The organism is Sphingobacterium cavernae (genome assembly GCF_008520265.1).
Lineage (GTDB): Bacteria > Bacteroidota > Bacteroidia > Sphingobacteriales > Sphingobacteriaceae > Sphingobacterium > Sphingobacterium cavernae.
Window position 1 is genome coordinate 93,490 of sequence record NZ_VIQM01000040.1, and the last position, 20,056, is coordinate 113,545.

Sequence of the window (20,056 nt, forward strand, 5' to 3'; positions counted from 1 at the left end):
ACGCATGATAAAGTTTAATAATATTTTTAATTTAAAGATTACGACGTTTTGCCTACTAGCGAGTGTGCATGCTGTATCTGCGTACAGTCAAAATAAACAAGCTACAAATGTGTCCGTGCAACAAACGAAATCGGTGAAAGGTGTAGTGATAGATAGCCGAACTAATAAACCTGTAGTGGGAGCACGTATTACCTATGGTAAAGCCGTGGCTAAATTGACCGACACCAACGGAGCTTTTGAATTGAATGTTAATAATAGTTGGGCTGTTATTCAAGTCTCAATGGATGGCTATGTGGAGAAGTCTGTTCCTGTATTATTTGATCAGGCTATGCAGATTAAAATCTATCCTGTTGGTTACAATTCAAATTTTGAGTCTACCGAAACAGTTTTTGGAGATAATAGTGTCCTATTTGCGGCAGGTTCCATTCAAAAAGCTACGATCAACGCATGGGAACAAAATTCAGAGACTATTACAAGTTATTTGCAAGGTAAATTATCTGGTGTAAATGTTGTTCGTAAATCAGGAACTCCAAGTATGGGGGCTAATCTATTTATTCGTAACATCGGTTCGCTATATGCGCAAAATCAACCTTTATATATCGTAGATGGTGTCGTATATAATGCTGAGATGTTGACGCCGTCAATTACGTCAGGACATGAGAATAATCCACTTCAACATATCGATATTCGCGATATTCAGGATGTCACTATATTGAAAGATGCTGTATCAACGGCTATATATGGTGCTAGGGCAGCCAATGGTATTGTGGTGATTAATACGACACATGCCAAGGAACTTGCAACAAAGATCGATCTACAAGTTAGCACGGGTTATAATTTCAGACCCAAAGCTATTCCGATGATGAAATCTTACAATTACAGAAGTTACTTGAATGATGTATTAGCTACTTCGCCGTTTACAGGAGAAGAAATCGGAGCTATGCCATTCAATAATGATAATCCCAATTTCTTACAATATCCAGTTTATCACAACGAGACAAATTGGCAAAACGAGGTTTTAAAAAATTCTTTAGATCAAAATTATTTTCTGCGTGTAACCGGTGGTGATAACATCGCAAACTATGCTTTGTCTGTAGGTTACAATAACGAAAAAGGTATTATCGATAATACGAACCAAAATAGGTATTCAGCTCGATTTAACGGTGATATGCGTTTAGCACAGAAATTGTCCGCAAGGACTAATATTTCCGTGGGCTACGGACAACAAGGGTTAAAAGATCAGGGCTTATCTCCTAAAACAAACCCTATCTTTTTGTCGATGATGAAAGCACCATTTTTGAATACACATGATTTGGCTGCAGATGGAACCGTTTCGCCGAATTACGCTGAAGCAGATTATTTCGGGTATTCAAATCCTATGCAATTGGTATTTAATGGTATTAATAATAAGAAAGCTTATCGTTTTCACGGATCCATCAACTTTGATTATAACTTCAATAATGAATTGACATTGAGTAATCTTACTGCCGTGACTTATGATAAATCGCAAGAGGATTTCTTTATTCCTAAAAAGGGCGTAGCTAAGGATACGGTTAATAATATGGAAGTATTCAGTAGATTGGGAACGCAAGTGGGGAGATATTATAGCATTTCCAATGACATACGTCTTGAATTTAAAAAGGAATACGACACTGAATTCAAGATTCAAGCAATAGGAGGATTCAGGTATCAGCAACACGATGCAGAACAAGATTATGCTTTAGGTTTTAATTCGGCTACGGATCATTTGGTAAGTATTGGTAATTCAACAGCTTCTTCGCGTAGCTATGGCGGATATATTGGCAAATGGGCAAACCAAACGGGATATGCCTTGTCGAATTTCACTTTTAGAAATCGTTACATTTTTAATGCTTCCCTTTCCTTGGATGGTTCCTCACGATTTGGAAATAAAGTGACTCAGGGTGTTCAGTTAAATGGTCATAAATATGCTGTGTTTCCTGCAATAGGTGCAGCTTGGATTGTCTCAAATGAGAATTTCCTGAAAAATAGCCAGGTTTTGGATCTTGCTAAATTAAGAGTAAGCTACGGAATAGTGGGTAATGATGATATTGGCAACTTTAATGCTAGAGATAGTTATGTATCCCAAAACTTCTTAGGTGTACAAGGTCTAGTACGCAATGGTGTTTCGAATCCTTATTTGCAATGGGAGAATGTAGAGAAAATTAATGCTGGTTTGGATTTATCTTTTGCACAAGAGCGTTTTAATGTTTCTGTAGATGTATATAGAAATCGCACAAAAGATATGTTAGCCTATAACCGCGGAAATGTAGTTTCTGGAGTAAATTATTATTTGTTTAATAATGGAAGTTTGGATGTGAAAGGTGTAGATGCTTCGGTATTTGGAAGAATTGTAGACTCCAAAGTGAAATGGGATGCAGCACTAACCATTAGCCATACGAAAGCTTCTATCTACGATATTCCAGAGACAATGTACACGGAATACGCAGGCGGAACGATGATTACCAAAATAGGAGAATCCCCAAATGCTTTCTACGGCTACACGTTCGAAGGGGTTTACAGTACAGCTGCAGAAGCGGCAGCTGCTGGATTAGGTGTACTTAATACTGCGGGTGAAAAAATTCTTTTCGGAGCTGGTGATGCTAAATTCACAGATCGTAATGGAGATAAGATAATTGACGATAACGATAAAACTATTATTGGTAATCCATCACCAAATTTATACGGAGGTTTGAATAATACCATCACGTATAAAAACTGGAAATTTGGAGCTTTAATTACGCATTCGTTAGGAAATGATATCTATAACTATACGAGATCACAGTTAGAATCAGGTAGTAATTTTTACAACCAAACAGAATTATTAAACAACAGATGGAAGGCTGAAGGACAGGTGACAACTGTACCTAAAGCATCGTACAATGATCCAATGGGAAATGCACGATTTTCAGATCGCTGGATTGAAGATGGATCGTATCTAAGATTGAGACAGGTGTCGGCGGAATATTTATTCCCTGTTGATAAAGCAATAATCAAATATGTAAGGATTTATGGTACAGCGAATAATCTATTCACATTTTCGAAGTATTTAGGTTATGATCCTGAGTTTGCTCAATCCGCAAATATTTTCCATCAAGGTATTGATGTTACGCTAGAGCCTCAATTTAGATCATTCCAATTCGGAGTACGTTTAGGGTTATAATATTATGAATATGATAAGATTTTCGAAAAGTTTTTTAATAGGTACAGTTTGTATCAGTATACTTGCCATTTCGTGTAGTAAAACCTTGGATCTGCACCCCGAGGACAAATTGGATCAATCGTTAATGTACAATACATTAGCGGATGCAGATGCAGCTGTATTGGGGATATATGGTCAGTTTGCGTCCCTGGGAGACAAATACATTTTATGGAATGAGCTTCGCGCAGATTTGGTAGATGTGACACGTAATGCTAATCCTTATTTACAGCAATTATCCAATCACGAAGTTGCTGCAGGTAACCCTTATGCGGACCCATCCTTATTTTATAAAGTTATATTTAGTTGTAATGACGCGTTGCATAATTTTAAAATTATGCAGCAGCAAGGCAAATTATCAAATATAGAGTTTGAGCAGCGTTATTCAGATATTATGGTTCTAAGAACCTGGTTGTATCTACAATTAGGAATACATTTTGGCGAAATTCCATATATCGACACCAATATTGAAGACGTCACGCAGATTAAAGATTTAAACACTATTCAAAAGACTAAATTTTCTGATCTTATAGATCAATTAATAAATGACGTAAAGGATCTTCCTTATACAGAATATTTCGCATATCCTGCTGGAGCGTCTCTGTTATTCACTACAGACGGGTACATTACAAATAAAGTATTTGCAAACAAACCGCATATCATAGGTGAATTATACCTGTGGAAAGGAAATTATTTGGAAGCTGCTCGTTGGTACAAAAAATTGTTAGGTGCAGAAGATAATAATTCAAATATAGGTCAACAATTCAACCATAACCGCGTGGGCTGGTATGATAGCGCAGATGCAAATATACAAGTTTCCTTTGCTCGCGCTCAAGAGGGTTCCTCATTGGTAAATTCACTTACCGAGGGTTGGCGCAGTTTATTTGCACTTCCAAATACCAATAGGCATTGGAATACAGAATGGAATTGGGCTATACCTTACCATAATTCTTTTGCTCCGGGCAATCCGTTTATTGAATTAGCTTCCAAAGAAGGTAAATATCAAATAAGACCCGCACAACATATCATGGATGTATGGGATAGCAAGACGAATATCAACGGGATTCCTTGGGACGCACGTGGAAAAATGTCTTATACAATAGATAATTCGGGTGATCCTGTCATAACGAAGTACACGGATAATTCAAGTGCTAAATTGACACTTCTTAATAAAGGTGGTCAATGGAATATTGCGCGAGCTGCTGGTGCACATTTACGCTTTGCTGAGGCAGCTAACCGTGATGGTGAAGGTCGTATTGCGTATGCATTATTAAACAACGGTATTAAATCGGCGTTTTATTATGGTGCATTTAACTCCAATGGAACATTGGCTCCAGCAAGCTTTTTTGAATTAGAATCTCAAATTTCACATAAAGGCTTCGGTGCAAATCGTGTTATGTATTCAGAATCATCGCCTTATCATTTCGATGCGCGTGATAATCAATATATTGTTAGAGGAGTTTGGTACCGTAATGTGGGAGTAAGAGGAAGAGCTATGCTTCCAGCTATTGATTTTCCAGGGGTTAAATTCGGGCCTGGTACAGCAAATAATTATGGTTCGATGATGGTGGAATACAATGTTCCAATTGAAGATTTGGAAGATAAGATCATAGAAGAAGCAGCATTAGAATTGGCCTTTGAAGGCGGAAGATGGTCTGATTTGGTACGAATTGCGCGTCGAAGAAACGATGCTTCTTTCTTAGCAAATAAAGTATACGAAAAGCTTAACAAAGCGAATAATCCGAAAGCAGCCCAAGTAAGAGCAAAGCTTATGGATATGAATAATTGGTATTTGCCTTTCAAGATTCAATAATTCTTTTTATAAAATCTACTAAAAATCTGAGCCTTAAAATAGGTTCAGATTTTTTGTCGTTCAGACTTCACCTCATTATGTATACTATGCCGATGAAAAATATAGGGTATCAACTCATTGCAATTTCTTTTATTTTATTTAATGTTTCTCAATTACAAGCAGAAGTCCTTTTTAAGCAAGGAAAGGAACTAAAGATAGCTTTAGATATGTCAACTCCGGATCAAGTTGTACGTACAGCATTAGATATTTTTAAAAATGATTATCAAGCGGTTTTTGATGCAAATATTCTTGAAGGTAGACAGGGAACAATTCTCATAGGAACACTTGGAATTTCACCATCCATTCAAAAACATTTGAGTGGTGCAGACATACAAACTTTAGAACAACAACCAGAAGGATTTTTAATTCAAGTCATCAAAAATCAGTTAATTGTTTTCGGTAGTGATAAACGCGGTACAGCGTATGGCATATTGGAATTATCCCGAATGATTGGTGTCTCACCTTGGGAATGGTGGGCTGATTCTACACCATTGAAGCGTAAGAAATACAATTTTGTTTCTGACTTTAAACATATTGATTATCCATCAGTAGCACATCGTGGAATCTTTCTAAATGATGAAGATTTTGCATTGCTGCCGTGGAGTTCACTTACGCACGATCCAGAAAGTAAAACTGGAGAAATTGGTCCGCGTACACATGAACGAATTTTCGAATTATTATTACGATTACGGGCAAATACTTTTTGGCCAGCAATGCACGAATGTACAGTTGCTTTTTATTTGACACCAAAAAATAAAGAAATAGCCGATAAATATGGAATTTACATCGGTACTTCGCATTGTGAACCTATGATGCGTAATACCAATGCTGAATGGAAAATTGCTGGTAATGGTACATACGACTATGTGAATAATCGGGATCATGTCGTTAAATTTTGGGAAGAAAGAGTTAGACAATTAGCCGGTTCGGATAATATTTACACGTTAGGGATACGGGGAGTGCACGATAGTAAAATGTTGGGTGCAAACACACTTGAAGAACAACGTGTAGCACTCACTAATATAATCAAAGACCAGCGTAAATTAATTGCCGATTTCGTTAATCCAAATGTAGAGCAAGTATCTCAAGTTTTCATCCCATACAAAGAAGTATTGGATGTGTACAAACTCGGTCTAGAAGTTCCTGATGATGTGACATTGGTGTGGTGCGATGACAATTACGGATATATTCGCCATTTTCCGACAGCAGAAGAACAGAAAAGATCAGGAGGAAGTGGGATGTATTACCACGCATCGTATTGGGGAAGGCCACATGATTATTTGTGGTTGTCCACCAATCATCCCGCTCTCGTCTATTCACAGATGAAAACTGCATATGATAAAGGCGTTAAAAATATTTGGATTCTGAATGTTGGAGATATCAAGCCTGCAGAATTTACAATAGAAATGTTCTTGGACATGGCATGGAATATTAATAAAATTCAGGATAGTAAGGAAGGCCTTGATCAATATATGAATGACTGGTATAGTAGAGAATTTGGCAAAAAATTAGGAAGCGAATTGACTGAAATAGCTAATGAATATTATCGTTTGGCATATATTCGCAAACCCGAATTCATGGGCAATACACGCACCGAAGAGAAGGATTCATATACAAAGAAAGTGAAGGATTTACCTTGGTCGGAGAATGAAATTCGTGATAGGATTGAAGACTATGATCAATTGGATAGAAGAGTTGCCAAATTATCGAACAAGATCCCACTGCAGAAACAAAGTAGTTGGTTTCAACTTGTGGAATATCCGGTACGTGCTTCAGCAGCCATGAATCACAAGCATTTATACGCGCAATTAGCAAGACACGATAAAGGGTCATGGGAAGACAGTGATTTAGCATTTGATAAAGTAGAATCTTTGACACAGATGTATGATACAATAGCAAATGGGAAATGGAAGAGAATGATGAATTACAAACCGCGCAACTTAGAGGTTTTTCATCTTATTCCCCGTGAAAATGCACAAACAGAAATGAAATCTGAAACGGTTTATATCGCCATAATAGATGGGACAGATTACGATTATTATACAGGAGAAATTCCTAAATCATATGGATTAGGATACAATAGTAAAGCAATACATTTGAACGACTCTACAGCTGTCAATTATACAGTAAGCACTGGTAAGAAAGAATTTTTAAATATTGATTTCGCTTTGGCTCCAAATCATCCTGTGAACGGAGAGAAACTTCGTTTTGCAGTATCAATAAATGATAGTGAAGAACAGATATACGAGATTCAAACAGTGGGAAGATCGGAAGAATGGAAAGAAAATGTGTTGACCAATCGAACTATTAGAGGTATTAAATATTTTAATTCGGGATCAGATAAACTCCAGATTAATATCCGTGCTCTTGATGAAGGAATTGTATTGGATCAGATCCTTATTTACTGATTTTTCACAATAGCTACTGTGTTGTTTACTGCTTAATGGGCTAATCAGAATATGAAGCAGTAATAGGATAGTGCAGGACAGTGAGGTGGTTTATGTTTTCTATTTTAGATCAATAATCAGTTATAAATTTCATATTTACCTATGCCACGATATTTCAAGTTTTATCTTCTTACAATATTGTTTGTTTTCAATGCAATACTAAGCATTGCGCAGTCAACTAAGGAAAAACAGTTTCTGTCAGGTAAAGACAATGTAAATACTGTAGAATGGGATTTTTGGGTTTCGGGTGGTCGCAAAGCAGGCAAATGGTCAAAAATTGCTGTTCCTAGTCACTGGGAACAACAAGGTTTTGGAAGTTATAACTATGGACGCGATTACGTAACCTATGGCAAAAATTTTCAATTCAATGAAGAATATGGCGTTTACAGACATACTTTTACTATACCATCCAATTGGAAAGGTAAAAAAGTAAGTATTGTTTTCGAGGGATCAATGACCGATACAGAGGTGAAAATAAATGGTCAATTAGCTGGAGATGTGCACCAGGGATCATTCTATCGCTTCGAATATGACATTACGGATAAGCTAAAAGTTGGCGGGAAAAATAATTTGGAAGTTGTTGTTCGGAAGATGTCAAAAGAAAGAACCGTAAACAATGCAGAACGATTGGCAGATTATTGGATTTTCGGTGGTATCTATCGTCCAGTCTATTTACAGGCTGTTCCACAGCAAAATATTTCATGGACAGCTATTGATGCAAAGGCTGATGGTACATTCAAAAGCAATGTCTACTTAGATGGCGTTCAAACAAAATCTAAAGTCAAAATAGATATTAAAGATAAAGCAGGGAAAATTGTAGCTACGAAAACGACGGATGTAAAACCGAAAGATTCTGTTATTTCAACTGAATTTAAAGTTTCTAATCCAAAACTATGGACTGCCGAGACACCAAATCTTTATGTTGCTACATATACTTTAATTCAAAATAATAAGACAGTCTATACGCAAACTGAAAAATTCGGTTTCCGAACATTTGAAGTGCGTCAAGGCGATGGGATATATGTGAATGGCACAAAAATAAAGCTAAAGGGCGTAAATCGTCATGTGTGGTGGCCAGAGACAGGACGTTCTGTTAATCGGAACATAGATTTGATGGATGTCAAATTAATCAAAGAAATGAATATGAATGCGGTACGTTGTGCGCATTATCCTCCCGATAAATCATTCTTAGAGATTTGTGATTCCTTGGGCTTGTATGTGCTGGATGAATTAGCAGGATGGCAAAAAGCTTACGGTACCGAAGTAGGTCGTAAGTTAGTAAAGGAGCTGGTAATACGCGATGTAAATCATCCGAGCATTATTTTTTGGGCGAATGGAAATGAAGGTGGTCATAATAAAGAATTAGTGGATGAATATAAAAAATATGATCTTTCCAATAGAACGGTAATTCATGCTCATCACCGTCCAGGAAACGAGATTAACGGTATTGATTGTAATCATTACGAGGATTTTTATTCTACGAAAAAGATATTGGAAGGTCCAAATATTTATATGCCTACGGAATTTTTGCATGCGCAAGATGATGGTGGCGCGGCTGCAGGTTTAGCTGATATTTGGGAATTACATTGGAAATCTAAATTAGGCGCCGGTGGTTTTATTTGGAATTTGGCAGACGAAGGGCTTGTGCGCACAGATTTCAACAACCAGTTGGATGTGAATGGTGTCAATGCACCAGATGGAATATTGGGACCACATCGTCAAAAAGAGGGAAGTTTTTATGCCATTCGCGAGATTTATTCCCCAGTTCACATTAAAATGAAAAAGCTTCCTGCAAATTTTGATGGAAATATCAAGGTTGAAAATAGATTTCATTTCATCAATTTGAACGCGTGTAAATTTGAGTATCGCCTAGTAAATTATCGCAAACCTTATGACAATGAATCTGGAATTGCGGAAGAAGTTCTACATACCATTACGAGTCCTACTATTAATCCTACAGATAGTGGTTATGTAAAAATGAATTTGGCTGCTAATTGGAAAAACTACGATGCATTATTATTGACGGCGGTTGGTCCTGATGGCAATGAAATTTACACTTGGTCTTGGCAGGTGAAGGTTAGTAAGGCGTTGACAGCTACGATTCTTCCAATTGATACCAAAACAACAGTTGAACTAGTAGAAGATTCTGTGAATTTCAGCCTAAAAGCAAATGGTATCACGGCTTTTATTTCTAAGAAGACAGGATTGCTCGTTGATTTGGCGAATGATTACAGCATGAAAATGGCTTTCCGAAATGGACCAGTTTTAGTAAATGGCAAGTCAAATTTTGTTAGTGTACGTACAAGTGAAGAAGGCGAAAATAAAATTGTAGAAGCGACATACAGCGGAGATTTGAAATATATACGTTGGACCATGCGTCCAGACGGTTGGTTAAAATTGGATTATGCCTATCACATAAATGCTGATGTTCCGTTTGCTGGGGTAAGTTTTGATTTTCCTGAAAGTTATATGTTATCTGCAAAATGGTTAGGAAATGGTCCTTACCGTGTCTGGAAAAACAGAATGCACGGCGTGACACGCAATACCTGGGAAAAAATGTACAATGATTCACATCCAGGAATCGGTCCTTGGAATTTTCCGGAGTTCAAAGGTTATTTTTCAAATATCAATTGGATACAGTTTAATAGTGTACAAGGTAAATTTTTGGTTGCTACAGATCAAGACGATTTGTTTGTTAGGTTGTTTGATTTTTATGGAATGTCTGGTCCACAAAGCTATCCGCAATTACCTACAGGAAATGTAAGTTTCCTCGATGCAATTCCGGCAATAGGGTCAAAATTAGCGTTGGGAATTAACAACAATGCAGGCGTAAATGGTCCAGAAGGAGAATTAAACAAAATGCGTGATCAAGTCAATAGGACATTGTATTTCTATTTTGGGACGCCAAAAGGTTCGAAGGATAATACACAATTCGAGATGCCGAAAGTGAACGTCCTTACAGATTAGCAGGTTTATAGTTTATTAAATAATTGTATGGTGAAGAGCAAACCCTTAGTGGTTTGCTTTTTTTTGTAACGAATTAGATATAATGACCCTAAAACAGGACGCTACAGGTTGGATAATCGACATATTGTTGATAGTTTTAGTCATCTATCAAAGGCCATTTTATTCGCCTTATTATAAACCTTAGATACTATAATCAATGAAAAATAGTATAGTTTACATTCTTGTTGCTTTCCTATGTGTTGGTGCTTTTTCAGCTCATGCGCAACAAAAGTTTCCCAATGGAGAAGCTATTAGCGCGTGGTTTTCGGACGCTACTTTAGTTGACGTAAATAAGTTAGGTAAAAAATATAAAATTACAGACTTCGGAGTACTACAGGATAGTACAATTCTTCAGACTAAAAAAATTCAAGAGATCATTGATAAAGCGCACCAAGCAGGTGGCGGCGTTATTGTTGTTCCCAAAGGTGTTTATTTGAGCGGATCATTATTTTTCAAACCCAATACGCACCTGCATTTGGAAGAAGGTGGTGTTTTGAAGGGAAGTGATGATATATCTCATTTTGAATTAGTGACTACGCGTATGGAAGGACAGACCTTGAAGTATTTTTCGGCTCTTGTCAATGCGGATGCGGTCAATGGTTTTACGGTGTCAGGAAAAGGCATGTTGGATGGTAACGGCTTGCGTTATTGGAAAGCATTTTGGTTGCGTAGAGCGTTTAATCCGAATTGTACCAATATGGATGAAATGCGACCACGTTTGTTGTATGTATCTAACAGCAAAGATGTGCAAATTTCGGGTATCAAATTGCGTAACTCACCATTCTGGACAACACATTTTTATAAAGTAGAAAATCTAAAACTTTTGAATCTTCATATCACAGCACCGAAAGAGCCTGTCAAAGCGCCGAGCTCGGATGCGGTTGATTTGGATGTGTGTAAAAATGTACTGATAAAGAACTGCTATATGTCAGTTAATGATGACGCTATTGCTCTAAAGGGTGGTAAAGGACCAAAAGCAGACATTGACCCGAATAATGGTCCTAATTCTAATATAATTATTGAAGACTGTTCTTTTGGATTTTGTCACAGTGCATTGACTTGTGGCAGCGAATCGATCTTAAGCTACAACGTTATTTTTAGAAATAATACGGTTGATCAAGCACAAAAAGTATTGCAATTGAAGATGCGTCCAGATACCCCTCAAGAATATAAATTCATTACTCTTGAAAACATAAAAGGCAATGCGAAAAGTGTACTTTTCATTAAACCATGGACTCAATTCTTTGATTTAAAAGGGGAGAAAGATATTAAGATGTCATATGCTAAAAATATTGTGTTCAAAAATATTGATTTGGACTGTGATATTTTATTTGATGTCATCAATTCACCTCAATACGAAATTTCTGATTTCTCATTTATCAATATGAATGTACGTGCCTCACGTTCAGGCGATATTAAACAAAGTTATATTAAGAATTTTACGCTGGAGAATGTTGTGGTTGACGGCAAAAAGGTGGTGAAAGAATAATAACAGATGTTGTCTCATAGATTATTGAAAAGGGGATTTATGCGCAGCATGACCATCTTATTCGTGTTATTATTAACAGTAGGCCAGAATTTCGCACAGCGAAAGATGGAATATTTGGATAGAGGTTTGGTAGGCATTAAGACAAGTCCGACTTCTGTTTTTTTGAGCTGGCGTTTGCTCGGTACCGATGAATATGCTACAGCTTTTAATCTTTATCGACAATATGGTAAAGAAAAGAAAACTAAGCTAAATATAGCACCACTTATAGCGGGAACGAATTATGAAGATAAAGGTTTGCAGTCCGATAGAGATGTGACTTATGCGTTGACACTTATTGACGGTAAGAAGGAGTCTGAGGTAGCTAAGTTTACATTTTCGAAGAATCATTCAAATGAACCTTTTCTGAATATCCCACTACAGACACCTAATGGGTATACGCCAGGCGATGTTTCTGTGGGCGATTTGGATGGAGATGGTGTATACGAATTGGTTGTACATCAAGTCGGAATTGCTCGAGATAACGCGCATAATGGTATTACATCCGAACCTATTTTTCAGGCTTACAAACTCGATGGTACCTTCTTGTGGGAAATAAATTTAGGTAAAAATATTAGAGAAGGAGCGCATTACACGCAGTTTATGCTGTACGATCTGGACAGCGATGGGCGTGCAGAATTGGTCTGCAAAACTGCCGATGGAACAAAGGATGGCTTAGGAAAATACATTGGCAATGCACAAGCGGATTGGCGTGATACAGTACGAACATCTCGTTTTTACGGAAGAATATTAGAAGGTCCCGAATATCTTACTGTTTTTGATGGATTAACAGGTGCAGCAGTGCATACTGTAGATTATTTACCCGAAAGGGGAGATTTAATTTCTTGGGGTGACCGAAATGCCAATCGTGCTGATCGGTATTTGGCCTGTGTTGCTTATTTGGATGGCGTAAATCCATCTGTTATTATGAGCAGAGGGTATTACGAACGTACAGCTTTGGTTGCTTGGGATTATAAAGATAAAAAATTGGTTAAAAGGTGGGTTTTTGATACAGAAGGTCGGAATAACCCTTATTCAGGTCAAGGGTACCATAGTCTCTCTGTAGCTGATGTGGATCAAGATGGCAAGGATGAAATAATTTTTGGTTCTATGGTCATAGATGATAACGGCACAGGATTGTATAGCACGCGTTTAGGACATGGTGATGCCTTGCATGTCTCGGATTTGGATCCTGATCGTGCTGGTTTAGAGATATTTGGTGTGCACGAGTTAAAAGGCGGACGCAAAGGAGTTGGGGTTTCACTTTTGGATGCGAAAACTGGTGAAATCTTATACAAAGGAGCTATAGATCAGGATGTAGGACGTGGGGTAGCTGCAAATGTTGACCCCAATTACAAAGGAGCCTACATGTGGTGGTCAGGATCTTACAATGCGTATACGATGAAAGGAGAATCTGTCGGTCGAGCACCTAGATCAATTAATTTTCTGATTTGGTGGGATAATGACTTGAGCAGAGAATTATTAAACGGAAATTATATCGAAAAATACAATAACGGAAGAATATTCACTGCAGAAGGTGCAATATCCATCAACGGAAGTAAGAGCACCCCAAATTTGTCAGCAGATATAATTGGTGATTGGCGTGAAGAACTTATTTTGCGTTCAGCCGACAATCAATCATTGCGCATCTACACGACTACGATTCCCACATCGCACAGAGTATACACCTTAATGCATGATCCGCAATATAGATTAAGCATTGCTTGGCAGAATGTAGGATACAATCAGCCGCCACATACAGGTTATTATTTGGGTACAGGAATGGATAAGCCAACCAAACCCCAAATTGTAGTAAGAAAATATAATAAAAAGTAATCTTCAAGGAAGAATGAAAATTAGTAAGACAATAGCATTGTTGATTTTAGGAGTTGTCCTTATGTCCTTTATGTGGCAATCTTCAAAACCCACAATTTATATTATTGGAGACTCTACAGTGCGAAATAGCAATAAAGAATTTTGGGGCTGGGGCACGTTGCTGGGAGATTTTTTGGATACCACAAAAATTCAAGTTGCAAACCATGCTATGGCGGGAAGAAGTACACGAACTTTTGTGAAGGAGGGGCGTTGGGCGAAAGTTGATTCTTTGATGAAAAAAGGAGATTATTTATTAATCCAATTTGGACATAATGAAGGCAGCAAACCTGATACTTCGCGCCAAGGCTATAGAGGTGTGCTTCGTGGAATAGGACAAGATTCTGTTGTGCTGGACTGGGGAAACAACCAATTTGAAGTAGTACGTACGTATGGTGAGAATTTGAGACGCTTTGTGAAACAAGCAAAGAAAAAAGGTGTAAAACCTATTTTACTATCTATGATTCCACGTAATCAATGGGATTCAGAAGGAAGAGTAAAGCGAGCAAAGCAAGATTTTGGTCTATGGGCCAAACAGATTGCTGCGGAAGAGAAAATACCTTTCATTGACCTCAATGAGATTACAGCCCAAAAATACGACAAGCTAGGAGCTGAATTGGTGAAATCCAAATATTTCCCAGGTGATCATACGCACACCAATTATGATGGTGCAATGGAGAATGCCGCTTCTGTCGTGGAAGGGCTTACTTCATTGAAACATCAAATTTCAAAGTTTTTAAAATAACAAATTATGCAAAGAAATATACTATTAATCTGTTTAAGTGTCGTATCACTGTTGATGCTAAACTCATTTTTACAAAAGGATAATACTAAACCCCGACTGTTCGTAATAGGTGATAGTACCGTCAAAAATGGAAGAGGCGATGGGTCCAACGGGCAATGGGGCTGGGGAAGCTTTATTGCAAATTATTTTGATGAAAATCAGATTGAAATCAGAAATCAAGCTTTAGGAGGGACGAGTACGCGTACCTATTACAATAATCCAAAATTGTGGCAACAAGTACTAGATAATATTAAACCAGGTGATTATGTCATCATGCAATTTGGTCATAACGATTCCAGCCCTGTGGTAGACACGTTGCGTGCACGAGGTACGTTGAAAGGCAATTCCGATAATTACGAGGAAGTGATTAACCCACTCTTGAAACAAACTGAAATGGTCTATACTTATGGCTTTTATCTTCGTCGATTTGTAAAAAACATTCAGGACAAAGGTGCGACCGCAATTATTTGTTCGCCAATACCAAGAAATTCATGGGATAATAATAAGGTGCGTAAATCAAATTATGCAGATTGGGCAAAAGAAGCTGCTATGCAAAGTGGAGCTCATTTTATCCCCCTTCAAGATTTAATAATAGATGTGTACGAAAAGGAAGGACAAGATGTTGTGAAGTCCACCTATTTTGGAGAGAAAGATGCTACACATACCATAAAAGCAGGCGCAGAATTGAATGCAAAACTTGTGGCTAATTACTTAAAAACAAATGCTAATATCGGCTTAAAGAAGATGTTGAAATAGCTTAAAACATAGAAAAAAGACTTTTCGCAGGACACTACAGGTTGCTGTAAAAGCTAATTTACCTTATACTCGTAATTACAATTACCAATACACTTGTAAACAAAAACCGTTTGCAAGGAGATTTTTTGACGTTTACCACCGCTCATTTAATATGAAAAGAAATAAAATAGCCGTTTATGCCTTCTTGTTGTGCAGCTTGATTTATATATCAGCATGCGCATCTAAAAGTAAGATCACTACCGTCACTCAACCAGCAATTGATAAAGCTGAAGTATTAGCTGTATTGCAATCAACCAATAATTATTTTATGAATAAGTGGCCCGATACGGGCAAGCCGCTTTACACGACGCGATGGCGTCCGAGTAATATCTGGACCAGAGGCGTGTATTATGAAGGGTTGATGGCTTTGTACACGATTGATAAAGACAAACGCTATTATGATTATGCGGTAGATTGGGGCGAAAATCACAAATGGGGATTGCGTAATGGCACCAAAACTAGAAATGCCGATGATCAAACTTGTGGTCAAACCTATTTGGATTTGTATGAAATCGATCCACAGCCTGAGCGTATCAGAGATATTAAAACAAATATTGATTATGTCATCGCATCGGGTAAGTACGACGATTGGACTTGGATTGATGCCATTCAGATGGCAATGCCTGTGTTTGCGAAGTTAGGCGTCATGTATAAGGATGACAAGTACTTTGATTATATGTACAAAATGTATGCATATTCTAAGAATGAAGAAGGTGGAGGATTGTACAATAAAGCAGACAAATTGTGGTGGAGAGATAAAGATTTTGTGCCGCCTTATAAAGAGCCAAATGGTGAAGATTGCTACTGGTCTAGAGGAAATGGTTGGGTCGTAGCAGCATTGGTGCGTGTATTGGATTTGATTCCTGAGAATGAGAAGCACCGCGCTGAATATTTACAAGATTACAAAGAATTGATGGAAGGTTTGTTGGTTTGTCAGCGTGAGGATGGTTTCTGGAATGTGAGCCTGCACGATCCTACAAATTATGGAGGAAGAGAGACTTCAGGTACAGCATTATTTGTTTATGGTATGGCATGGGGAATTAAGAATGGATTATTAGACGAGAAAATATATAGACCTAAGATGGAGTTGGCGTGGAATGCAATGGTAAAAGAAGCAATTCATCCTTCAGGATTTTTGGGTTATCTGCAAGGCACGGGCAAAGAGCCTAAAGATGGGCAGCCCGTTAGTTTTTCTTCTGTTCCAGATTTCGAAGACTATGGATTAGGGTGTTTCTTATTAGCAGGTGTAGAAGTATACAAATTATTAGATAAGAAATAGTTTAATGATGAATAAATCAGTCACTATACTATTGTTATTAATAATTGGCTTCCAAAGTCATATCGTTAAAGCTCAGATTTCGCAAGTTCTTAGCCTTAATGCAGAATGGCGTATACATATTGGCGATAGTAAAGACGCACACAAAGAAAATTTTAATGATTCCACGTTGAAGCAAGTCACATTACCACATGCGTGGAACGAAAATGAAGCTTTTGCCAAAGCAATACACGAACATTCCACGAATATAGTTTGGTATAGAAAAAATCTTTATTTACCAGCTGATGTACCTTTGGACAAAGTTTTTTTGGAATTTGAAGGAGCGCGTCATGGTGCTGAAATATTTGTAAATGGTGAATTCGTCGGAATTCACGAAAACGGAGTAATGGCATTTGGATTGGATATTTCCAAAGTGCTAAAGCGTAATGCAAAAAATAGTATTGCAGTTCGTACGGATAATAGTTGGTCTTACCGTGAAAAAGCGACCAACAGTACTTACCAATGGAACGACAAAAATTTCAATGCAAATTATGGCGGACTTCCTAAAAATGTTTGGATACATTTCAAACCTAGCGTCTATCAAACTTTGCCATTGTACTCGAACTTGGGAACTACTGGCGTATATACCTATGCAAAAAATATAGATATCAAAAAGCGTACGTTGGATCTTTTTGTGGAATCTGAAATAATGAATGAAAGTTCTCAAAATGAATCAGGTGATTTCATTGTAGAAGTTCGTGATGCAACAGGCAAGGTGGTGAAAGAATTTTCACAACCCTACAAAATCAATGTAGGAGAAACAAAAACCCTACTTGCAAAATCAGCATTACAAAACGTAAACTTTTGGAATTGGGGATACGGTTACTTGTATACAATTACAACAAAACTCACAAACTCAACTCAAGCAATTGATCTTGTTGAAACAAAAACTGGTTTTCGGAAAACCGAATTTCGTAATGGTATGGTCTTTTTGAATGATCAAGTATTGATGATGAAAGGTTATGCGCAGCGTACAAGTAATGAGTGGCCTGCTGTGGGCTTATCGGTCGCACCTTGGTTGAGCGACTTTAGCAATAAACTAATGGTGGAAAGCAACGCTAATCTAGTTCGGTGGATGCATGTTACTGCTTGGAAACAAGATGTGGAGTCTTGCGATCGCGTCGGATTAATGCAAATGTTGCCAGCTGGTGATGCAGAAAGAGATGTAACTGGACGTCGTTGGGAGCATCGGACAGAACTCATGCGTGACGCTATAATTTATTACCGTAATAGTCCCAGTGTGCTGATGTATGAATGTGGAAATGAATCTATCTCGGAAGAACATATGGCTGAGATGAAACAAATCCGCGATAAATACGATCCACATGGAGGAAAAGCTATTGGCTCCCGTGAAATGCTGGACAGCAAGATCGCGGAGTATGGAGGCGAAATGCTTTACATCAATAAAAGTGCACGTCATCCCATGATTGCAACAGAATATATGCGCGACGAGGCTTTGCGCAAATATTGGGATGAATATACCTATCCATACCACAAGAATGGTGAAGGTCCACTTTACAAAGGGAATAATGCAAGTGATTACAACAGAAATCAAGATTCTTTTGCCGCTGAGGCTGTTAATCGATGGTACGAATATTATAAAGTAAGACCTGGAACAGGAAATCGTGTTAGTTCGGGTGGCTTAAATATTATTTTTAGTGATTCAAATACACACTTTAGAGGCAAAGAAAATTACCGTCGAAGTGGCGAAGTAGATGCGATGCGCATTCCTAAAGATGCTTTCTACGCACATCAAGTGATGTGGAATGGTTGGGTAGAACCAGATCCAAAGGGATTACATATTGTTGGACATTGGAACTATGCTGAGGGCACGACCAAAGATGTTTTTGTGGTATCAGCTGCAGAAAAAGTAGATTTATTTATTAACGATAAAAAGGTTGGAGAGGGGCATCGATCTCAAGAGTTTTTGTTTACTTTTTCGAATGTGAAATATCAGAAGGGTGTCCTTAAAGCTATCTCTTACGATGCGAATGGAAATAAATTAAATGAAAAAACAATCCGAACCGCTGGAGAACCTTATCGCCTGAAGTTGAATTATCAGCATGGTAAAAATGGTCTTTTTGCCGATGGCAACGATATGGTGTTAGTAGAAGTCGAAGTTGTCGATAAGGATGGAAATCGTTGCCCAACAGCGACAAATATGATTGACTTTAAATTTGATGGACCTATGGAATGGCGTGGCGGAATTGCTCAGGGATCAAATAACTTTATACTAGCTGAATCATTGCCTGTCGAGGCTGGTGTGAATAGAGTATTGTTGCGAACACTGTATAACCAAATCGGCGAAGTGAAATTGTCGGCACATTCAAATGGTCTGCTTTCGGATAATATTTCATGGGGAGTACAGCCGATCCTTGTGAAGGATGGTTTATTTGAGAAATTATCTTCCAAAAATCTCCCTTCTAATTTAGACAGAGGAGCGGGATTGTCGGAGCCAGCTTTGAAAATTAAGCGAATTACCTTGCCAATAAAATCTGCCAAAGCAGCTACCAACCAAGATAAAGTTAATTCTTCATTTGATGATAATGAATTATCGGATTGGGTAAACGATGGCAAAATGCAAACCGCATGGGTAGAGTACACATTAGCCAAATCCGATTTTATCGATGAGATAGATGTGAAGTTGAACAATTTTAGATCTAGAGCATACCCACTTGAAATTTATGTGGATGATAAATTGATTGCAGATATTGTTACCAAACCAACATTGGGTTATTATACCATCCAACTACCAAGAACAAAAGGCAAAAAGGTAACAGTAAAGTTGAAGGGGGCTTCGTACACCGCACAGGAAAATAAACACGCCGAAATTGGAGGGAAAAAACTGGATGATGGGGTCGCGCGCAATGATGCGAATGCTAAAGGCACATTATCTATTATAGAGATTGATATTCACAAAAAAATGTAATAGCGATGAAAGTAGCTTTTAAGATGAAATTGAAGCCTGGAATGCAGGATATATATAAAAAACGTCACGCTGAAATATGGCCGGAATTGGTCACATTGCTTAAAGAAAGCGGTATTTCGGATTACACAATATTTTTGGATGAAGAAACTAACATATTATTTGCAGTACAACAGCTTTCGGGAAATTCTTCCCAGGAGTTAGGGAATCATTTAATAGTACAAAAATGGTGGAAACATATGTCGGATATCATGGAAACCAATGAAGACCTATCGCCTGTATCAATTCCATTGAATACTGTATTTCATTTAGACTAA

At 37.8% G+C, this 20,056-nt stretch carries 11 protein-coding genes; all 11 read left to right on the forward strand.

What is annotated here, in order from left to right:
- The first annotated feature begins 4 nt into the window (after positions 1 to 4).
- The 11 genes from FLS47_RS07960 to rhaM all read left to right on the forward strand — a co-directional run bounded on the left by FLS47_RS07960 (position 5) and on the right by rhaM (position 20,056).
- Positions 5 to 3,181 (forward strand): SusC/RagA family TonB-linked outer membrane protein, encoded by a 3,177-nt coding sequence (locus tag FLS47_RS07960; RefSeq protein ID WP_149913841.1) that lies wholly within the window; start codon positions 5 to 7, stop codon positions 3,179 to 3,181.
- A 10-nt stretch (positions 3,182 to 3,191) separates the two neighbouring features.
- Positions 3,192 to 5,030, forward strand: a complete 1,839-nt coding sequence (locus FLS47_RS07965) for a RagB/SusD family nutrient uptake outer membrane protein (RefSeq protein WP_188347387.1) — start codon at positions 3,192 to 3,194, stop codon at positions 5,028 to 5,030.
- Between the two features lie 92 nt (positions 5,031 to 5,122).
- On the forward strand, positions 5,123 to 7,477 hold the full coding sequence (locus FLS47_RS07970) for a glycosyl hydrolase 115 family protein (protein WP_149913843.1): 2,355 nt from the start codon (positions 5,123 to 5,125) through the stop codon (positions 7,475 to 7,477).
- Between the two features lie 141 nt (positions 7,478 to 7,618).
- A complete protein-coding gene (locus FLS47_RS07975) occupies positions 7,619 to 10,483 on the forward strand; it encodes a glycoside hydrolase family 2 protein (protein ID WP_149913844.1) in 2,865 nt (954 codons plus the stop codon).
- Between the two features lie 196 nt (positions 10,484 to 10,679).
- Entirely contained in the window at positions 10,680 to 12,011 is a 1,332-nt protein-coding gene (locus tag FLS47_RS07980) for a rhamnogalacturonidase (RefSeq protein ID WP_149913845.1), read from the forward strand.
- Between the two features lie 39 nt (positions 12,012 to 12,050).
- Positions 12,051 to 13,883 (forward strand): rhamnogalacturonan lyase, encoded by a 1,833-nt coding sequence (locus FLS47_RS07985; protein WP_149913846.1) that lies wholly within the window; start codon positions 12,051 to 12,053, stop codon positions 13,881 to 13,883.
- Between the two features lie 13 nt (positions 13,884 to 13,896).
- Positions 13,897 to 14,664: a rhamnogalacturonan acetylesterase gene (locus FLS47_RS18485; protein WP_149913847.1), complete on the forward strand. Its 768-nt coding sequence runs from the start codon at positions 13,897 to 13,899 to the stop codon at positions 14,662 to 14,664.
- 6 nt (positions 14,665 to 14,670) lie between these two features.
- The gene (locus FLS47_RS18490) at positions 14,671 to 15,459 is read left to right on the forward strand and encodes a rhamnogalacturonan acetylesterase (protein WP_149913848.1); all 789 of its coding nucleotides are present in this window, start codon (positions 14,671 to 14,673) and stop codon (positions 15,457 to 15,459) included.
- Positions 15,460 to 15,610: 151 nt separating this feature from the next.
- Positions 15,611 to 16,777 (forward strand): glycoside hydrolase family 88/105 protein, encoded by a 1,167-nt coding sequence (locus tag FLS47_RS08000; RefSeq protein ID WP_149913849.1) that lies wholly within the window; start codon positions 15,611 to 15,613, stop codon positions 16,775 to 16,777.
- Between the two features lie 4 nt (positions 16,778 to 16,781).
- On the forward strand, positions 16,782 to 19,742 hold the full coding sequence (locus FLS47_RS08005) for a glycoside hydrolase family 2 protein (RefSeq protein WP_223225186.1): 2,961 nt from the start codon (positions 16,782 to 16,784) through the stop codon (positions 19,740 to 19,742).
- Between the two features lie 5 nt (positions 19,743 to 19,747).
- The gene (gene rhaM, locus FLS47_RS08010; protein ID WP_149913850.1) at positions 19,748 to 20,056 is read left to right on the forward strand and encodes an L-rhamnose mutarotase; all 309 of its coding nucleotides are present in this window, start codon (positions 19,748 to 19,750) and stop codon (positions 20,054 to 20,056) included.